This is a genomic window from Rhizobium leguminosarum bv. trifolii WSM2297 (assembly GCF_000271845.1).
Map to the genome: position 1 here is coordinate 3445569 of NZ_JH719395.1, position 17825 is coordinate 3463393.

At 62.1% G+C, this 17825-nt stretch carries 17 protein-coding genes and 1 riboswitch; of the genes, 2 read left to right on the forward strand and 15 right to left on the reverse strand.

The window, feature by feature from the left end:
- Positions 1–2: 2 nt before the first annotated feature.
- The 6 genes from RLEG4DRAFT_RS31905 to epmA form a co-directional block, all read right to left on the reverse strand.
- Positions 3–983, reverse strand: coding sequence for a DUF1839 family protein (locus RLEG4DRAFT_RS31905; RefSeq protein ID WP_171898279.1), 981 nt, complete (start codon positions 981–983; stop codon positions 3–5).
- Positions 974–1882 carry an amino acid--[acyl-carrier-protein] ligase gene (locus RLEG4DRAFT_RS31910; RefSeq protein WP_003583015.1) on the reverse strand — a complete coding sequence of 303 codons (909 nt, stop codon included), beginning with the start codon at positions 1880–1882 and terminating at the stop codon, positions 974–976. The genes RLEG4DRAFT_RS31905 and RLEG4DRAFT_RS31910 overlap by 10 nt, the downstream gene beginning before the upstream one ends.
- 5 nt (positions 1883–1887) lie before the next feature.
- Positions 1888–3069 carry an acyl-CoA dehydrogenase family protein gene (locus RLEG4DRAFT_RS31915; RefSeq protein ID WP_003583017.1) on the reverse strand — a complete coding sequence of 394 codons (1182 nt, stop codon included), beginning with the start codon at positions 3067–3069 and terminating at the stop codon, positions 1888–1890.
- Positions 3069–3320 (reverse strand): acyl carrier protein, encoded by a 252-nt coding sequence (locus RLEG4DRAFT_RS31920; protein ID WP_003583018.1) that lies wholly within the window; start codon positions 3318–3320, stop codon positions 3069–3071. The genes RLEG4DRAFT_RS31915 and RLEG4DRAFT_RS31920 overlap by 1 nt, the downstream gene beginning before the upstream one ends.
- Before the next feature lie 263 nt (positions 3321–3583).
- Positions 3584–4636 carry a lysine-2,3-aminomutase-like protein gene (locus RLEG4DRAFT_RS31925; RefSeq protein ID WP_003583019.1) on the reverse strand — a complete coding sequence of 351 codons (1053 nt, stop codon included), beginning with the start codon at positions 4634–4636 and terminating at the stop codon, positions 3584–3586.
- Entirely contained in the window at positions 4633–5694 is a 1062-nt protein-coding gene (gene epmA / locus RLEG4DRAFT_RS31930; protein ID WP_003583020.1) for an EF-P lysine aminoacylase EpmA, read from the reverse strand. Before epmA ends, RLEG4DRAFT_RS31925 begins: the two co-directional genes overlap by 4 nt.
- Positions 5695–5838: 144 nt before the next feature.
- Between epmA and efp the strand changes: the two genes are divergently transcribed.
- Entirely contained in the window at positions 5839–6408 is a 570-nt protein-coding gene (gene efp, locus RLEG4DRAFT_RS31935) for an elongation factor P (RefSeq protein ID WP_003583021.1), read from the forward strand.
- A 61-nt stretch (positions 6409–6469) separates the two neighbouring features.
- Here efp and RLEG4DRAFT_RS31940 read toward each other — a convergent pair whose 3' ends face one another.
- From RLEG4DRAFT_RS31940 to metA, 6 genes are all read right to left on the reverse strand, one after another.
- Positions 6470–7198: an SIS domain-containing protein gene (locus RLEG4DRAFT_RS31940; RefSeq protein ID WP_003583022.1), complete on the reverse strand. Its 729-nt coding sequence runs from the start codon at positions 7196–7198 to the stop codon at positions 6470–6472.
- A 17-nt stretch (positions 7199–7215) separates the two neighbouring features.
- Entirely contained in the window at positions 7216–8367 is a 1152-nt protein-coding gene (nagA, locus tag RLEG4DRAFT_RS31945; RefSeq protein ID WP_003583023.1) for an N-acetylglucosamine-6-phosphate deacetylase, read from the reverse strand.
- Complete coding sequence (locus RLEG4DRAFT_RS31950; RefSeq protein WP_003583024.1) at positions 8367–9398, reverse strand: SIS domain-containing protein; 1032 nt, start codon at positions 9396–9398, stop codon at positions 8367–8369. Before RLEG4DRAFT_RS31950 ends, nagA begins: the two co-directional genes overlap by 1 nt.
- Complete coding sequence (locus tag RLEG4DRAFT_RS31955; protein WP_003583025.1) at positions 9395–10168, reverse strand: GntR family transcriptional regulator; 774 nt, start codon at positions 10166–10168, stop codon at positions 9395–9397. The genes RLEG4DRAFT_RS31950 and RLEG4DRAFT_RS31955 overlap by 4 nt, the downstream gene beginning before the upstream one ends.
- A 145-nt stretch (positions 10169–10313) precedes the next feature.
- Positions 10314–11336, reverse strand: a complete 1023-nt coding sequence (locus RLEG4DRAFT_RS31960; RefSeq protein WP_003583026.1) for an aldose epimerase family protein — start codon at positions 11334–11336, stop codon at positions 10314–10316.
- 93 nt (positions 11337–11429) lie between these two features.
- Positions 11430–12353: a homoserine O-acetyltransferase MetA gene (gene metA / locus RLEG4DRAFT_RS31965; protein ID WP_003583027.1), complete on the reverse strand. Its 924-nt coding sequence runs from the start codon at positions 12351–12353 to the stop codon at positions 11430–11432.
- A gap of 49 nt (positions 12354–12402) precedes the next feature.
- Positions 12403–12480, reverse strand: a riboswitch (SAM riboswitch).
- A gap of 155 nt (positions 12481–12635) precedes the next feature.
- On the opposite strand from metA, the gene RLEG4DRAFT_RS31970 reads away from it, so the two are divergent.
- Complete coding sequence (locus tag RLEG4DRAFT_RS31970; protein ID WP_003583028.1) at positions 12636–14495, forward strand: ABC transporter ATP-binding protein/permease; 1860 nt, start codon at positions 12636–12638, stop codon at positions 14493–14495.
- A 5-nt stretch (positions 14496–14500) separates the two neighbouring features.
- Here RLEG4DRAFT_RS31970 and RLEG4DRAFT_RS31975 read toward each other — a convergent pair whose 3' ends face one another.
- From RLEG4DRAFT_RS31975 to RLEG4DRAFT_RS31985, 3 genes are all read right to left on the reverse strand, one after another.
- A complete protein-coding gene (locus RLEG4DRAFT_RS31975) occupies positions 14501–15130 on the reverse strand; it encodes a DUF5666 domain-containing protein (RefSeq protein ID WP_003583029.1) in 630 nt (209 codons plus the stop codon).
- Between the two features lie 170 nt (positions 15131–15300).
- Entirely contained in the window at positions 15301–17121 is a 1821-nt protein-coding gene (locus RLEG4DRAFT_RS31980; protein ID WP_003583030.1) for an ABC-F family ATP-binding cassette domain-containing protein, read from the reverse strand.
- A gap of 3 nt (positions 17122–17124) precedes the next feature.
- The gene (locus RLEG4DRAFT_RS31985) at positions 17125–17781 is read right to left on the reverse strand and encodes a thiamine diphosphokinase (protein ID WP_171898251.1); all 657 of its coding nucleotides are present in this window, start codon (positions 17779–17781) and stop codon (positions 17125–17127) included.
- Between the last annotated feature and the right edge of the window lie 44 nt (positions 17782–17825).

The window sequence follows — 17825 nt, forward strand, 5'->3', positions numbered from 1 at the left end:
CCTCAGATTCGCTCCACAAGCGATGCCATCATGGAATCCCATGCATCGGCGGCCGGATCAAGGGCCGCCTGCAGCGGCTCGAACTTCCTTCGGGCGATGGCGCGGGCAAGCTGGAACTGCACGGATTTCGCCGCATCCGAAATGCGCCGCGCCTGCTCCGCGGCAGCCGCGAATTCATCGGGGGAAAGCCAGGTCAGGTGATCGGCCGCCAGCTCGAAATTGGCGCCCACCTGGCGAAGCGTATTGAAGGCATATTTGTGGAAGAAGCCGAACGGCCGCTCCGCCACCGCTTCGACCTGTTGCGGAAAGACGCTGGCAAAGGCGCGGATCGGGTTTTCGCGAGGACGCCTGGTGAAATGAAACTCGGCAAGGCGCCGCGCGATCGCGCGCAGATGCGGTTCATTCGCCGGCTTTTCCGGGAACCGCGCAAATTCCGTATAGGGCAGGAACGGCGCGTCGTTTTCCGTCAGATGCAGCTGGAACAGCCCGTCGAAATCCTCGCCTTCGAGAAGGAAATAGCCGGCATTGTGAAAATACTCGACGCGCTTGGCCGCAACATCAAGCCGGTTGATCGCTACCGTCGTCTTGCCGTGCTCCTGCCGGTAGGCGGTGCCGCGCGTATCCGGCATGTAAAAGGAATCCATCTCGATCAGGCAGAGGCGGCCCCGGGCAATCTGCACCTCGACATGCCGTTCGACACGGTCGTAAATCGCAAGCTCGGTCGCGCGAATACCGTAGAGCGCTTCGAGATCTTCGAGCGGCACCTTGAAGAAGGTGAACTGGTCGCCTTCGAAATCCTGCGCCAGGGTGAAACCCAGCATCGCCTCGGGCGCAACGCTCGATGTCGCCAGCACCTCGATCCAGAGATCGACGTAGCAATTGGTTTCCGGCCAGGCGCGCTCACTGGAATGCAGCGCGTGCTGAGGGTAAGTTTCCGGGTCGATCCCCGAAAATACCGATGTCATCGACCGGCTCAGCCCCACAGCGTTTTCCGCACGCTGGCCGGCCATTCCTTCACGTCGAGCCCGTGATGGTGGAACAGCGCAAGCGCAATACGCTCCAATCCGAAGCCGACGCAGGCGGTGTGCGCAACGCTGCCGTCTTCGAGGTTCAGCCCCCATTTCGCACCAAAGGCATCCTGATGATAATTGAAGCTCATGCAGGCGGTCGGATTGGCGGTCGAGGTGATCGGGATCAGCAGTTCGAATTTCAGGTTCTGGTCGCGCTGATTGTTGGCGAGCATCTTGCCGGCGCGGCCGAAGAACGGATCGTTGGCGATATCGATCGTTACATTGAGGCCGACGGCCTTCATCATCTCGACGCCGCGATCCATCCAGAGTTGGCGGAAATCGGTGACGTGTTGTTCGGTGCCCATGCAGATATATTCGCGCATGCGGAACAGCTGCTGGCGGGCTGGATCTTTCGACGGCTCGTGGCGGAAGCAATAGGATTGCAGGTCGAACAGGCCGCCGGTTTTCGGCAGGTTGCCGCGCTTGGCGATCGTTGGATAGAGCGGATAGCAGGCAGCCGGCGTCAAGACGATGTCGGTCGCCTCCTGCCCCTTGGTCCAGTCTTCGCCGACTTCCATGCATTGCAGCAGGCTGACGTGATCGAGTTCGCTGCCGCAGAAGCTGTGCACCGTGCCGGCCAGCTGCGGGAAACTCTTCATGTAGCCGCTCTTTTCGAAGAAGGCGCGGTTCATGCCGGGCGGAAAACGCATGGCCTCCGCACCATCGCCGCCGCCGACCTTGTCGATCAGGCGCTCGAAGGCGGCGATTACTTCTTCGAACTGGCCGCTGCGGCCGTAGAGCCCGTCGATGCCCGTATCGATCAGCAGGCCGGCTTCGAAAAGCCGGTCGAGAAACGAGGTCTGCATATCCATGACTGTCACCCCAGTAGGCTAGTGTCCTGCTTATGGACAAGAAGCATGCTCGACGTATTGCCGAGGATGCGGTCATTCGAAATCATCAGCTGCGCGGAATGCGCGTCGCGCAGATGGCGTCCAAGGCTGAAGGGCGTGCCGTTCTTGTAGCCCATGATGCCGCAGATCAGCATGGCATGGTTGACGATCTCCAGGATCGTCTCGGAAGAAGCGATCTTGACGTTGTTCATCGTCACGGCAAAGCCCATCGAGGACAGCCTGTCGACATCGACCTTGGCATCCTCATAGGCCTTGAGGCCGGCGACCACGTTGGATTTGACCATCTGCAGCAGGTTCGAAACCTCGGCAAGACGCAATGCGCCCGGCGGCTGGATATCGGGCGCCTTGCGGGCGGCGGCGCGCACGAAGGCCTGGGCACGGGCAACGGCATCGACCGCGATGCCGTACCAGACGCCGCTCCAGAGCAGATGCGAGGAGGCGAGCATGGATTGCGCCGCGATCTCGGCGAAAGGCTTCGGCAGGATCTGGCAAGCCGGCGCTTGCCCCTTGAAGAGGAAGCCGTCGGAGCAGGTGCCGCGCATGCCGAGCGTATTCCAGACATGCGTCTTTTCGAGCGTGTACTGGTCGTGGAGGAAGGCCGTCAGCACCTGGTCGGAGGAAGCCGCCTGCGCGTGGGCACGCGAGGTGATGAGAATGGCGTCGGCATGCGAACCGTAGGAAATGACGGTGGCATCCTTTTCGAGGCGGCAGGTATCGCCGTCTACCTCGACCGCGCAAATGCTGTTGCGCAGATTTCCGCCGATCCCGCCCTCGGTAGTGGCGGAGGCGATCAGCAGCTGATCGGCGGCGATGCGACGCATGAAGTCGCAATGCCATTCGCTGTCGGCGCCGTGTTCAACCACGCTCGACAGCTTGATGTGATGCATGGCGAAGACCATCGCGCTCGCCGCGCAAGCCTGGCCGAGCATCGAGCACAATTCGGCAATTTCGGTGATCGAGGCGGATTCACCGCCGAGATGACGCTGCACCTGGATGCCGAGCAGCCTTTCGGCCTTCATCGCATCGACGGCTTCCCGGGGGAAACGGCTCTCGGCATCGACGGCATCGGCGTGTTTGGCCGCGATTTCGGCGACACGAGCGACCCTTGCGACAAGACCGTCCTGCATGATCTTGACGGGGAAACTCATCAGGCGACCTTCCGGCTGTCCTGGATGATATCGACCGTTTTGGCGATCGCCGAGATGCTCGCGAAGGATTTGCGGTTCAAGAGATTGTCGGGAAACTCGATGTCGAACGCCTCTTCGATGCCAAGCATCAGCTGCACGGAAGCAAAGGACGTCAGACCGGCCGCATAAAGATCGGCATCGTCGGCGATCTGGTCGATCGACGCAGGAAGTTTGCCGAATTTGGCTACGAGGTCGCGGATTGTCTTATTCATCCCATCACTCCAAGATTCTCATGATCCCGAACCGGCGTTTCATCGCCTTGTCATGAGCGTTCTTTTAGTGCGGAAAACAGAACATTCCGCTAATTTATAGCGTTAAATATGATTGAGGCTCACAGTTAGGATTTTAGCGATTGCCGGGGCTGAAGTTATAATACCTATTATAAATCAATCGACTAAACCTGTTTCGACGACGGAATTCGACGCAATTTTCGCCGCGACGAGTACAGAAATGACACGAAAAGCATCGCTTTGCGTCAATCGACGGGCGGATAGGAATGCTCGCCGCCGCGATAGTCCGAGACGGAATAACATCCGTCGCCGCTTTTTTGGATGGCGCCACTGCTTATAACGGCCTTGCCGTGGCCGCCCGGGATATCGAGGATGTAGGTCGGCTGGCAGAGCCCGGAAATCCGCCCGCGCAGCGCCGAGACAATCCTCTGTCCCTCTTCGATCGTCAGCCTGAAATGGCTGGTGCCGGGCGCCAGATCGGGATGATGCAGGTAATAGGGTTTGACGCGGATTTCAACGAAGGCCTTCATCAGCGCCGCAAGCACGTCGGGATCGTCGTTGACGCCTTTGAGCAGCACCGACTGGCTGACCATGGCAATGCCGGCATCGACGAGGCGGGCGCAGGCCGCACGCGCTTCCAGCGTCAGTTCCCTGACATGGTTGGCGTGCAACGCCACATAGACCGTCTTGCCGCTCGCCTTCAGCGCGGCAATCAACGCCGCATCGATCTTCTCAGGCTCGACGACGGGAACACGCGTATGAAACCGCACGATCTTCACATGCGCAATTTCCCCCAGCGCCTCCATAATCTCGCGGAGCCGGCGCGGGGAAAGCACCAGCGGATCGCCGCCGGTGAGGATGACCTCCCAGATCTCCTCATGGTCTCTGATGTAGTCGAAGGCTGCCTGCATCGCAGCGGCATCGAGCGTGCCGAGACCCTGCGGCCCGACCATTTCGCGCCGGAAGCAGAAGCGGCAATAGACCGGGCAGACATGCACAGCCTTCAGCAGCACGCGATCGGGATAACGGTGAATGATGCCTTCGACCGGGCTGTGGGCATGATCGCCGATCGGATCGGCGCGTTCTTCCAGGGCGACCGTGAGTTCGGCGGCATCGGGCACAAACTGCCGTGCGATCGGATCATCGGGATCGGCGCGATCGATCAGCCTGGTCATCGCTGGCGTCAGGGCAATCGCGTAACGCGCGGCAACCTCCTCCAGCGCTATGCGATCGGCCGGCGCGACCAGCCCTGCCATCACCAGATCGTCGACGCTCTTAATCGGTTTGACGGCATTCATCTTCCATACTCCGCAACTGGCGCCCAGAGCACCTGGTCGATGCGCGACGCTCCCGTCGCCAGCATCACCAGCCGGTCGAAGCCGAGCGCGATGCCGCTGGCCTCGGGCATCAGCGACAGTGCGGCAAGAAAATCCTCGTCGATCGGATAGGTCTCGCCGTAGACTCGCGCCTTCTCGGCCATCTCGATCTCGAACCGCCGCCGCTGTTCGGCAGCATTGGTCAGCTCGCCGAAGCCGTTGGCAAGCTCGACGCCGCAGGCATAGAGCTCGAAACGCTCGGCAACCCTGGGGTCGCCTGCCGAAGGCCGTGCAAGCGCTGCCTCCGAGACCGGATATTCGTCGAGGATGGTGATACGGCCGAAGCCGAGATGCGGCTCGATCTTTTCGACCAGAACCCGGCTGAACAGATCGGCCCAGCCATCGTCAGCGGCGACACGCATGCCGACGCGCTTCATCTCGGCCGCCAAGTGATCGCGATCGGTCGAACCGTCGGCGGCAACAGAGGCGAGAAGATCGATGCCGGCATGCCGTTCGAAGGCTTCGGCAACGCCGATCCGCTCGGGACCGGCGAAGGGATCGCTCTCGCCACCGCGATAGGCAAGCTTCTCAGCCTTCACCGTTTCCGCCGCAAGCGCCAGGATCCGCACGCAATCCATCATCAGGCTCTCGTAGCTTTCGCCGGCCCGATACCATTCGAGCATGGTGAATTCGGGATGGTGCAGCGGCCCGCGTTCGCGGTTGCGATAGACATGGGCAAAACAGGAGATGCGTTGCTCGCCGGCCGCCAGCAGCTTCTTGCAGGCGAATTCCGGCGAGGTGTGCAGGTAGAACGGCGCCCTTTGCCCGTCCGTCGTCAGGGCTTCCGTGGCGAAAGCATGCAGATGCGCTTCGTTGCCCGGCGAGACCTGCAGCACGGCCGTATCGACCTCGATGAAATCCTCGCGCGCGAAAAACCCGCGCAGCGCCGCCTGGATCGCATTGCGCCCGATCAGGAACGGACGGCGATCGGCGTGCGCGGACGGGGTCCACCAGGGGGACGCTTTGGCCGAAGAGTTCATTCCAAGCTTTCTTCGCCGGAGAAGCCGGTATAGGGATGGCTATTTCCCGGATTTTAGGTTAGTTGCGCCCCAAAGAAAAATATTTCCGTCTTGGAGGCTCGACAGTCCTCTACGACGGTGAAAGCCGAGTTACAAGGAAGTCTTATGGTCAAGGTCATCGCCTCTTCGGTCCGCAAGGGCAACGTTCTCGACGTGGACGGCAAACTCTACGTCGTTCTCACCGCCCAGAACTTTCATCCGGGCAAGGGCACGCCGGTCACCCAGGTCGACATGCGCCGCATCGTCGACGGCGTGAAGGTTTCCGAGCGCTGGCGCACCACCGAACAGGTCGAGCGCGCCTTTGTCGAAGACGTCTCCTTCCAGTATCTCTATGAAGATGGCGAGGGCTTCCACTTCATGAACCCGGCGACCTACGACCAGGTCGTGGTCGATGTCGAAACCATGGGCGATCAGAAGGCCTTTCTTCAGGAAGGCATGTCCTGCATCCTGTCGATTCATGAAGGCATTGCGCTGGCGCTCCAATTGCCGCGCCACGTGACGCTCGAAATCATGGAGACGGAACCGGTCGTCAAGGGCCAGACGGCATCGTCCTCCTACAAGCCTGCCATGCTGTCGAACGGCGTGCGCACCCTTGTACCGCCGCACATCAATGCCGGCACCCGCGTCGTCATCGCGACGGAAGACAATTCCTACGTCGAACGCGCCAAGGATTGATCGCTGGTTTCAGCCTATCGAAGAGGCCGGCCCACGCCGGCCTTTTTTGTGTCCGCAAATCTCACAAATGCGGATTGCGCGGCCGGTATTTCCGCACGAGCTTCTGATTGACCTCGGCAGCGCCTGGCATGTTGGCGCTGAGATAGATCGGCGGATCGCCGGCCTTCGCAAGTTCCGAGGCGACTTCGGCAAAGATCGCATTGATCACCGTCACCCCGACCGCCGTCGAGACCGGCCCGACCCGAAATCCCGTGCCTTCGAGATCGAGAACGGCATCCCCCGGCGGCAGTCCGTTATCGAGCACCACATCGGCGACGTCGGCGAGCCGCCGGCGCCCATTGGCGATCGCCGAGGAATAGGCAATTGAAGTGATGGCGATCACCTTTGCGCCGATCTCGCGCGCATAGTCGGCGGCCTCGATCGGCGCAGCGTTCACGCCCGAATTGGAGGCAATTATAATGACGTCGCCCGGCTGTATGCCGTAACGCTCCAGCATCGGCCGCACCAGACCCTGTGTGCGCTCATAGACCGAGCTGATGACCGCCCCCTCATGCAGCATGGCCGAGCCGACCAGCACCGGCACGGTGAATGCGAGACCGCCGGCGCGATAGTGCACCTCTTCCGCCAGCATATGCGAATGGCCGGTGCCGAAGACATAAACGCGCTTATCGCCGCGGGCAGCGTCGAGGATGACCGCCGCTGCCTGCGCCATCGGCTCGGCAAGCGCGCTCTTCAGCGTCTCCAGCCGGCCGATCAGATTGGCGAAGTAGGCATCCGTGATATCGGTCATCCCACGTCTCCTTGATGTCAGGCCGCCTCGCCGCCGAGCCATGTGGCGGTAACTGTGAGGGCATCGGTGAGATGCACCAGATCGGCGCGCGCGCCCGGCGAGAGATGGCCGCGGTCGCCAAGCCCGAGGAACCGGGCGGGATAAAGCGTCGCCATGCGCAAGGCTTCGGCGAGCGTCAGCTCCAGATAGGTGACGCCGTATCGGATCGTCGAGATCATATCGACGTCGGAACCGGCGAGCGTCCCGTCGGAAAGCACCAGCTTCGAGCAGAACCCGCCCTTTTCGCGCCGGACGGTGCGCCCGTTCAGCGTGAACGAGTCCTTCCCAGACCCGACGAGCGACATCGCATCGGTGACGAAGAACAGCTTGCCTTCGCCGCGCTTGGCGCGCAGCGCCGTGCGTAGGGCTTTCGGATCGACGTGATGACCGTCGGCAATGATGCCGCACCAGACCGAGGGATGGTCGATCGCCGCGCCGACGAGACCGGGCGCCCGGTGTCCAAGCTGGCTCATGGCGTTGAAGAGATGCGTGACGCCCCGCGCGCCGGCATCGAAACGCTCTTCAGCCGCCTCGCTCGAACAATCGGAATGGCCGATGCTGATGGTGACGCCGGCCTCCGCGAGTTCGCGCACCTGGGCAACCGTCACCTGCTCGGCGGCCATGGTGACAAGCAGCGTGCCGATCGCTTCACGCGCTCGAATGAAGGCCTTGACGTCGCTATCTTCAACCGGCCGCATCAGTTCGGCCAGATGCGCGCCCTTGCGGGCGGGCGCCAGATGCGGCCCTTCGAGATGCAGGCCGGCGACGCCGCGGTTGGCCTTGACGGCCTCTGTCGAGGCCTCGATCGCGGCAATGGACGCTTCAGCCGTATCGGTAATCAGCGTCGGCAGCAGCGATGTCGTGCCATAGGGCCGGTGGCCGTCGGCAATGATCTCCATCGAAGCGGCTGATGGTTCGTCGTTCAGCATCCTGCCGCCGCCGCCGTTGACCTGCGCATCGATGAAGCCGGCCGACAGAACGCCGCCGGCAAACGTCACCGTCTCGCCCTCAGGCAGATCGTTTCTCGCAACGATCGCTTCGACACGGCCATCGGCAACGAGAAGCGCCTTGTCGTCATGGAAGCGCTCGCCGTCGAAGATACGGGCGCCGACGAAGATCTTGCGGGCCATCAGACCGTCTCCGTCACCTTGAGCAGGTTCGCCGGCTTGTCCGGATCGAAGCCCTTACGGCGCGTCACCGACTCGATCAGGCGGTAATAGACGAGCAGCGATACCAGCGGATCGACCAGGCCGTTGCCCGTCGTCGGCACGCGCAGATTGACGCCGGAGAGCGGCTGCGCCGAGAAGCCGACGGTGGTGGCGCCGAGCTTCTGCAGACGCTCGAGCGCCTGGCGGTTGTTGGCGAAGGCGGCATCGTCGGGCGCGAAGGCAACGATCGGAAAGCCTGGCTGCACCAGCCGCATCGGGCCATGCATCAGTTCCGCCAGCGAGAAGGCCTCGGCATGCAGGCCGGAGGTTTCCTTGGCCTTCAGCGCTGCTTCGAGCGCGATTGCAAAAGCCGGACCGCGGCCGCCCGTATAGAGCGAGGTCGCGTTGAAGAGCACCTCTTCGGCTGCCGCCGTATCGATCCCGGCGGTTGCCGACAGTGCCTCTGGCAGCTTGCCGAGTGCCGCCTGCAGGTCGGATGCGCCGCCGATCGCAGCCGTCACCCCGGAAAGGGCGGCGACCGAGGCAATGAAGGATTTCGTCGCCGCGACGCTCTTTTCCGCGCCGGCATTGAGGCCGAGAACGATATCGGCCTGTTTGGCCAGCGGACTGTCGGTGACGTTGACGACGGCGATCGTCGTCGCCCCGCCTTTCTTGGCCGCTTCCTGAAGCGCGACGATATCGGGGCTGGCGCCCGATTGCGAGACGGTGAAATGCACGCCGCCCTTCAGATGCAGCGCGGCACCGTAGACGGAAGCGATCGACGGACCGACGGATGCGACCGGAACGCCGCAGGTGATCTCGAAGAGATATTTGAAGAAGGTGGCGGCGTGGTCGGAAGAGCCGCGCGCCGCCGTCGTTACCACGCTCGGGCGGGTGGACGAAAACAGCCGGGCGATCTCGGCAAAGACCGGTTTTTCCTTTTCGAGAAGGGTGGCCACCACCGCCGGCGACTGGCCGGCTTCCTGCAGCATCAGCGACTGGTTCTCACTCATAGGTCATCTCCGATTCTCAATTCTGCAACGAAATCATAGGCATCGCCGCGGTAATGCGAGCGGGTATATTCGACGACGCGCTGGTCTTCCAGGCGCGAGACACGTTCGATCAGCAGCGCCGGCGCGCCTGGTGTCACGTTCAGGATCGCCGCCGAGGACGGGTCGAGCGTGACCGCCGTCAGCCGCTGCAGCGCGCGCACCGGCCGGTGGCCGCTGGCCGTCAGCGCATCATAGAGCGATCCCTCGCCACCGGCATCGTCGCCCAAGAACTTCATCGGCACCACGGCGCGTTCGATCGCCAGCGGCAGGCCGTCGGCGAGGCGCAACCGGTCGAGCCTGAGAACCGGTTCGTCGCCGCCGAGGCCGAGCAGGAAGGATTCCTCCGGCGACGGTGTATTGACTGCCCGCGACAATATCCGCGCAGCCGGCAGACGCCCGCGCGAACGCATGTCGGCGGAGAAGGAGGAAAGCCGCCAGAGCGACTGTTCCATGCGCTCCACCCTGCTTGATACGAAAGTACCGCTTCCGTGGCGCGATTCCAGTGCACCCGACGTCATCAGATCGCGATAGGCGGTCCGCACGGTGACACGGCCGAGCTTCAAAGCCTCGGCGAGGTCGCGTTCACCCGGAAGCGCCGTGCCGGGCTTCAGCAGGCCTTCCTGGATGAGGCCGGTCAGCGCCTGCGCCAGCCGCTTGTAGAGCGGACCGGTCAACGCCTCATCACGCAGGCCGCGGCTGTTCAGTTCCGCTATCAGACTGGTTCTATCCATAGGCACACAATAGAACCTATCTAGAACCAATCGGCAAGATGGAATCGCGTGCAGGCAAGAAAAAACCTCCCCGGGGACCGGAGAGGTTCATAACGACAAATTTTGACAGCGGTGCGTCGACAGCACCGCGCGCCTGAAAAGGCCGTCAGCTCTTGGAGAAGATATAGTCCGTTTCCTGGCGCAGCACCTCGCCGGGGCGCAGCACCGCGTTCGGGAAACCTTGGTGATTGATGGCATCCGGCCAGACCTGCGTCTCCAGGCAGAAGCCGGCAAACGGACCGTATGTACGCCCGCCGAGACCGGGCGCCCCGGTATTGAGCTTGAAACCGGCATAGAACTGCACGCCCGGCTCGGTGCTGCGCACCTCAAGCGACACACCGGAATAGAGGCTGCGGGCAAGCGCGACGCTGCGCTTGGCGGTGCGCTCGGCCGACAGGCAGAAATTATGGTCGTACAACGCCTGTTCGCTGCCGACGATACGCTTCATCGGCGCCATCTCGCGGAAATCGAACTCCGTCCCCTCGACGGACCGGATCTCACCGGTCGGCACCTGCCTCTCGTCGGTCGGAAGATAGTGATCGGCAGCGATCATGATGTCGTGGCCAAGCGCATCTTCGCGGCCATCGAGATTGAAATAGGCGTGCTGGCAGACATTGGCGAGCGTCGGCTGGTCGCTGGTCGATTCATAGGTCACCGACAATTCGCCGTTGCCGTGCACCCAAAACGTTGCCTGGATGGTGCAATTGCCGGGATAGCCGGCGCGACCATTCGGATCGACGATCTTCAGCACCACGCGGTCGACGTCATGCTCGACGACTGTCCAGTTGCGTTTGGCGATATTGTCGCTGCCGCCATGCAGATGCGTGACGCCATTTTCGTTCGGCTCCAGCTGATAATCCTTGCCGTCGAGCGTGAACCTGCCGCCACCGACACGGTTGGCGCAGCGGCCGGGCGTCGCGCCGAAATAGGCCGAATAGAGCGGATAGCTGTCGAATTCCTCAAAGCCCAGCTGCAGCGGCGCCTCGTGCCCTTCCAGGCGCAGATCCTGGATGACCGCGCCCCAGGTGATGATCTTGGCCGTCAGCCCGCCGCCCTTGATGACGACACGATAGACGGTCTCTCCCGCCTTCGTCTGCCCGAAAACTTCCCGCTGCAACTTATCCGACATGATCGACCGTCCGTTTGATATCTAGCATTCCGACCGGAACCTGCCCGCATTTGTTCCAAACCGCAACCTGCCAGGATCAGAAAGGAACAACGCTCACAGATCCGTGCCGATCTCCTCCACATCAAAGGGCGTCGTCTGGTAAATTTCGTTGATCCAGTTGCCGAACAAAAGATGCGCATGGCTGCGCCAGCGGTTCTGCGGCGCAAGCGCCGGATCATTATGCGGGAAATAATTGTGCGGCATCTTGATCGGCACGCCGGTATTGACGTCGCGGAAATATTCGTCGGACAGCGACGTAGAATCATATTCGACGTGGTTGAACATATAGAGCCGCCGGCCCCGCTTCTCGTGCACGAGGCAAACGCCCATCTCGCTGGATTCCATCAGGATCTCCAGGCTTTCGGATTTCTCGATATCGGCGCGGCGCACCTCCGTCCAGCGCGACACCGGCACCTCGAAATTGTCGGAAAAGCCGTTGAGATAGATGGAGGAAGGTTTCAGGTTGCGGTGGCGGTAGACGCCGAAGGCCTTCTCCTTCAGCTCGTATTTCGGAACGCCGTGGAAATGATAGATCGCCGCCATCGCGCCCCAGCAGACGTTCATCGTCGAATGCACATTGGTTTCCGTCCAGTCGAGAATCTCCTGCATCTCCGGCCAATAGGTAACGTCCTCATAGGGCAAAAGCTCGATCGGCGCCCCGGTGATGATGAAACCGTCGAACTTGCGGTGCTTCACCTCCTCCCAGGTCTGGTAGAAGGCAAGCAGGTGATCTTCGGAGGTGTTCTTCGCCTTGTGGCCGCCGATGCGGATCAGCGACAGCTCGACCTGCAGCGGCGAGGCGCCGACGAGTCGGGCCATCTGCAATTCGGTCTTGATCTTGTTCGGCATCAAGTTGAGCAGGCCGATCTGCAGCGGACGGATATCCTGACGGATCGCCAGCGTCTCGGTCATAACCCGCACACCCTCTTGAACGAGAGTTTCAAAGGCGGGCAGCGTATCGGGGATCTTGATGGGCATTGCGGTCACTCGATCAAAAAAGCAAAAAACCGGCGGCGAAAAAATCGCTACCGGTCCGCACGCGGCCCTTTAGCGACTTTTTTAACGTGGCTGCAAGCCGGCCGGCCAAATCACCACGGATGCTTTAATTAGTCTTAGTCTAGCCACGAATCAACCGGCGAATGCACGCAGTGGCGAATCAGGCAAGCATCATCACAGTTTAATGACTGATAGAATCTGTTGATAGACCGGTAACGCCACCATGTTAATAATGGTAAGCATGGGCGATGTTGGAAAAGCGTGATGGCAGATAAGACCGAGGGGAGGCCGGGCATCCGAAGGCAGGATGGAGTAGGGTATGATCTCAGCCTGACTTACCGCCTCGGAGTGATGTTCTCAGCATTCTGGAATTCGGACGTGCGTGGCAAGGTGCTGTTTCTGGCGACCGTGCTGATCGTCGTCATCCTGGCGACGGCCTATGGCCAAGTCATCCTCAACGAGTGGAATGCTCCCTTCTACGACTCACTGGAACGCCGCGACCTCGGCGAATTCTTCCATCAGCTTGAAATCTTCGCGATGATCGCCGGTACGCTGCTGCTGCTGAATGTGCTGCAGGCATGGCTGAACCAGATGACGGCGCTCTATATGCGCGAAGGCCTGTCGCGCGATCTCGTCGATCAGTGGCTGAAGCGCAAACGGGCGCTGCGGCTGGCCTCCAGCGGCCTGATCGGCGTCAATCCGGACCAGCGCTTGCACGAGGATTCCCGCAACCTTGCCGAAAGCACCACGGGGCTCGTTCTCGGCCTGCTGCAGGCGACCATTCTTCTCGTCAGCTTCATCGGCGTGCTCTGGGAGCTTTCCAGCGGCTTCATCTTCCACATCAGCGGCCACAGCTTCTCCATTCCGGGCTATATGGTCTGGGCGGCGATGTTCTACGCCGCCTCCGCCTCGGTGCTGAGCCAGGTCGTCGGCCGCAAGCTGGTGAAGCTCAATGCCGACCGCTTCTCGAAGGAGGCCGAGCTTCGCTTCACCCTGATGCATGCCAACGAGAACATGCCGGCAATCACCGTTGCCCGCGGTGAGGAGAACGAGCGCCGGCGCATCAACACCGACATCAGCTCGGTGCTGAGGGTCGTCAAGCGGCTCGCCATGGCCAATACCAACCTCACCTGGGTTTCGGCCGGCTACGGCTGGCTGGTGATCGTCATCCCGATCATCGTCGCTGCGCCGGCCTATTTCTCCGGCGGCCTCACTCTTGGCCAGCTGATGATGTCGGTCGGCGCCTTCAACCAGGTCAACACGGCGCTGCGTTGGTACGTTGCCAATTTCGGCCCGATCGCCGAATGGCGCGCCACGCTGATGCGCGTCACCGATTTCCGCCAGGCGCTGGTCGACATGGAGGAGGATTACGACCTCAAGGACAGCATTGCCTATGAAGCCACCGCGCCCGACACGCTGACGCTGAAAGATATCGTCATCGTCGCCAAGATCGGCGAAGAGATCGACGAATGCGGCGGATTCCGCCTGCGCGAAACCGATGTGGTGATCAAGGCCGGCGAAAAGATCATGATCAACGGCGATCACAGCGTCAACCGCAAGCTGCTGTTCCAGGCGATGGCCGGCCTCTGGCCGTGCGGCAGCGGCACGATGGGCCTGCCGCCGATCGACGACATGCTGTTCGTTCCACAGGTAGCCTATGTCCCTGGCGGCTCGCTGCGCGAGGCGCTGGCCTTTCCCGAAAGCCCCGATGCCTATGAAAAAGCAGCCGTCGAGGCAGCCCTGGAGAAGGCCGGCCTGCATTCGCTGATCGCACGGCTCGAAACCCGCGCCCGCTGGGACAAGCTGCTCGACAGCGACGAACAGAAGGCGATCGGCTTTGCCCGCCTGCTTCTCGTGCGTCCGCGCTGGATCGTCTTCGACGAAGTGCTGGAAGGCATGGAGCCGGAATGGCAGGAAACGATGGCCAAACTTCTGACCACCATGCCCGAAACCGGCATGATCTATATCGGCCGCTCCGAGGCCTATCTCGAGGCGCTGCAGCCGCGCGTCCTGCATCTGCAGGCGCTGCCGTCGAAATCCGAGGAACCGCAGCAGCAGCAAATCGCCCAGACCGGCGCCAGTGCCGGTACGAGCGCTGCCGCCGTGCCCACGCCGGCGCTCTAAGCCAATTACATCGGCGGCATAATGCCGTTGAGGCCGACGGCGACCTGGCTGGCCGTGATGCTGCCATCCGCCGCCTTCTCGCCGGTGACGATGACGCCGGCGCCAGCCTTCAGATCGTCCTTGGTCGCCGGCGCCAAGGTCACGATCGGGGTCGCAGCGGCGATGGTGATGGTTTTTTCCTTGCCCTGATAGGTCAGCGTGATCGTGTGGCCGTCGACGGATTTGACGGCGTTGCTGACGGTCGCGTTGGTCATCTGGCTGTTCGGCTGCGCATCCCAGGGACGGTTGCCCTCGCCGGTCCCCTTCATCGACGCCGGAAAGATCAGCACCTCGATCGCCCCATCCGGGGCGGTGCCTTTCGGCAGCGAGGCGACGCCGACGAAATCGCCGGGCTTGATATCCTCGACCGAAGCTTTTTTGATGCCGCCGACCTTCCAGCCGGCTTTTAGCGTGATCGTCGCATCGCTGCCTTCGCGCGTCTTGACGATAAGCTTGTCGCCGCTGAGGTTTTCGATGGCGCCGCGAACGCGAATGCGGTTGCTATCCTGCGCCTCTGCGGCTTGCGATAGGGCAAGCGCAACAAGGCCGCCGGCAGCTAAGGCCATGAAAGTTCTGGAAGGAGGCTTGCGAGACATATGACTTTTCCTTGTCGCCATTGCGGTCGGCAATATCCTTACAGCGCCGCGCGTCTTTCAGACGCGCAAAGGACGCTGGAACACTTGGATTTGCTGCCGGACGGCACCCTATGCGGGGCGGCGATACACTGGCCAATCAAGGAAAGGTGAGCCGAGGAGTTTGAGAAGCCTCAGCCTTCCAGCTCTTCCCGCAGCATTTCGAGCTCCAGCCACTCCTCTTCCATCTTGGTGAGGCCGGCGCGCAGCTTCTCCATCTCGCTGGCGAGCCGGTTGAAGGCTGTGGGATCACGCGTGAAAAGATTGGGGTCGGCCATCATCTGCTCGCGCTTGGCGATCTCGGCTTCGGCTTTCGCCATTTCCTTCGGCAGATTATCCAACGCGAATTTCTGCTTGAAGGAGAGCTTGCCCTTCGAGTTCCCCCCGGAAGGCGCTGCCTCCTGGGTTTTCGGTTTCTCAGCCGCCTTCTCGGCCCGCTTGCGCTCATCGAGCGCGCCCTTGCGCTGCGCAAGCATGTCGGAATAGCCGCCGGCATATTCGATCCAGCGTCCGTCCGGCGCATCCGGCGCGGCAGGTGCGATCGTCGAGGTCACGGTGCGGTCGAGGAAATCGCGATCGTGGCTGACGAGAATGACGGTGCCGGGAAAACCGGCGACGATTTCCTGCAGCAGGTCGAGCGTCTCGATATCGAGATCGTTGGTCGGTTCGTCGAGGATCAACAGGTTCGTCGGACGGGAGAGAATACGCGCCAGCATCAGCCGGGCGCGCTCGCCGCCGGAGAGGCTTCTGATCGGCGTGCGCGCCTGTTCCGGCTGGAACAGGAACTCCTTCATATAGCCGGTGACATGACGCTGCTCGCCGTTGACGAGCAGGTTTTCGCCGCGCCCATCGGTCAGATAGTTGGCGAGCGTGTCCTCGGGATCGAGATCCTCGCGTTTCTGGTCGAGTGTCGCGATCTCAAGATTGGTGCCGAGCTTTATCGTGCCGCTATCGGGAGAAAGCTGCCCGGTCAACATCTTCAGGAGTGTCGTCTTGCCGGCGCCGTTCGGCCCGACCAGACCGATGCAATCGCCGCGATGCACGCGGATCGAAAACGGTGTGACGATTGCCCGCTCGCCGAAGCTCTTGGTGATCTTGTCGGCTTCGATCACCAGCTTGCCGGATTCCTGCGCGTCCGAAGCCGTCGCCTGCACCGTGCCCTGCGGTCCCTTGTGGCCGCGATATTGCGATCGCATGGTCTGCAGCTCGCCGAGACGGCGCATGTTGCGTTTGCGCCGCGCCGTGACGCCGTAGCGCAGCCAGTGCTCCTCACGCTCGATCGCCTTGCCGAGCTTGTGCTGCTCCAGCTCCTCGGCCTCCAGCACCTGGTCGCGCCAGGCCTCGAAATGCGAAAAGCCCCTGTCGAGCCGGCGCGAGGTGCCGCGATCGAGCCAGACGGTTGCCGTCGACACCTTTTCGAGAAAGCGCCGGTCGTGCGAGATCAGCACCAGGGCGCTGCGCGTCTTCTGCAACTCGCCTTCCAGCCATTCGATTGTGGGAAGGTCGAGATGGTTGGTCGGCTCGTCGAGCAGGAGAATATCGGGCTCCGGCGCCAGCACGCGGGCAAGGGCAGCGCGGCGCGATTCGCCGCCGGACAGCATCTTCGGATCTTCCTCGCCTGTCAGCCCGAGATGGGAGAGCAGATAGGTGACGCGATAGGGGTCGTCGCCCGGCCCGAGACCGGCTTCGGCATAGGCCTGAACGGTGTTGAAGCCGGCAAAATCCGGCGCCTGTTCGAGATAACGCACCGTCGAGGACGGATGACGGAAGACCTCGCCGGACTGCGCCTCGACCAAGCCGGCGGCGATCTTCAAGAGCGTCGATTTTCCCGAGCCGTTGCGCCCGACGAGACAGATTTTGTCACCGGGCTCGATCTGCAGACTAGCGCCCGCCAGAAGCGGTGCGCCGCCGAAGCTCAGAAAGATGTCGTCGAGTTTCAGAATGGGAGGGGCCAAAAATCAGACTCCGGAAAGATCATAGGGCCGGGCGAGCACGATCGCTCGACCGCTGGCCAGCGAAAGGCGAACCTTGCCTTCCGCGACATTGGAAATGGTGCGCGACGAGCCGAAAGGCAGATGGAAATCGGCCAGCGGATAACGCGCATTGTCGATGCAAAGCCCGATCAGCTCGCTGAACCCGAGCACCGAAAACAGACTGTCTTTGGGAAGGTCCAGCTCGATTGCCCCGGCAAGCAGCGGCACGGCCTCTTCCTTCCCCGAGGTCAGCAGCAGGTCGAACCCATCTTCCGCCAGGCTGACAGCCGACAGCAGATGCTGAAGCGCGTGGTCCGAGCGTTCGCCGCCAAGCGCACCAGCGAGGATAAGCCGCCGCGCACCGCGCGCGATCGCTTCCGACACGGCGATTTCGCCGTCCGTCGCCGCCTTTGCCGCGGGATAGGGCTGTTTCGGCACATCGGGAAAGGTGCCTTCGAGATCGGCCGGGGTCGAATCGAAATCGCCGACCCAGAGTTCCGGCGTAATACCGAGTGCGAGCGCATGCCGCATACCGCCATCGGCCGCGATGAAACGGCTGCCGCCGACGGCTTGGCGCAGGCGCTGCGTCAGGCTGAGTTCGCCGCCAAGGAGAATGGTGAAGGTGGATGGGCTCATGGGCATTGCCCTTAGCGCAAACGGGGGGTCGAGGGGAAGGGGCGCGGGCG

Excerpts from the sequence above, each read along its gene's own strand:
- RLEG4DRAFT_RS31910 (WP_003583015.1), bottom strand. The coding sequence starts at position 1,882 with ATGGATATGCAGACCTCGTTTCTCGACCGGCTTTTCGAAGCCGGCCTG.
- RLEG4DRAFT_RS31915 (WP_003583017.1), bottom strand. The coding sequence starts at position 3,069 with ATGAGTTTCCCCGTCAAGATCATGCAGGACGGTCTTGTCGCAAGGGTC.
- RLEG4DRAFT_RS31920 (WP_003583018.1), bottom strand. The coding sequence starts at position 3,320 with ATGAATAAGACAATCCGCGACCTCGTAGCCAAATTCGGCAAACTTCCT.
- RLEG4DRAFT_RS31925 (WP_003583019.1), bottom strand. The coding sequence starts at position 4,636 with ATGAATGCCGTCAAACCGATTAAGAGCGTCGACGATCTGGTGATGGCA.
- epmA (WP_003583020.1), bottom strand. The coding sequence starts at position 5,694 with ATGAACTCTTCGGCCAAAGCGTCCCCCTGGTGGACCCCGTCCGCGCAC.
- efp (WP_003583021.1), top strand. The coding sequence starts at position 5,839 with ATGGTCAAGGTCATCGCCTCTTCGGTCCGCAAGGGCAACGTTCTCGAC.
- RLEG4DRAFT_RS31940 (WP_003583022.1), bottom strand. The coding sequence starts at position 7,198 with ATGACCGATATCACGGATGCCTACTTCGCCAATCTGATCGGCCGGCTG.
- nagA (WP_003583023.1), bottom strand. The coding sequence starts at position 8,367 with ATGGCCCGCAAGATCTTCGTCGGCGCCCGTATCTTCGACGGCGAGCGC.
- RLEG4DRAFT_RS31950 (WP_003583024.1), bottom strand. The coding sequence starts at position 9,398 with ATGAGTGAGAACCAGTCGCTGATGCTGCAGGAAGCCGGCCAGTCGCCG.
- RLEG4DRAFT_RS31955 (WP_003583025.1), bottom strand. The coding sequence starts at position 10,168 with ATGGATAGAACCAGTCTGATAGCGGAACTGAACAGCCGCGGCCTGCGT.
- RLEG4DRAFT_RS31960 (WP_003583026.1), bottom strand. The coding sequence starts at position 11,336 with ATGTCGGATAAGTTGCAGCGGGAAGTTTTCGGGCAGACGAAGGCGGGA.
- metA (WP_003583027.1), bottom strand. The coding sequence starts at position 12,353 with ATGCCCATCAAGATCCCCGATACGCTGCCCGCCTTTGAAACTCTCGTT.
- RLEG4DRAFT_RS31970 (WP_003583028.1), top strand. The coding sequence starts at position 12,636 with ATGGCAGATAAGACCGAGGGGAGGCCGGGCATCCGAAGGCAGGATGGA.
- RLEG4DRAFT_RS31975 (WP_003583029.1), bottom strand. The coding sequence starts at position 15,130 with ATGTCTCGCAAGCCTCCTTCCAGAACTTTCATGGCCTTAGCTGCCGGC.
- RLEG4DRAFT_RS31985 (WP_171898251.1), bottom strand. The coding sequence starts at position 17,781 with ATGCCCATGAGCCCATCCACCTTCACCATTCTCCTTGGCGGCGAACTC.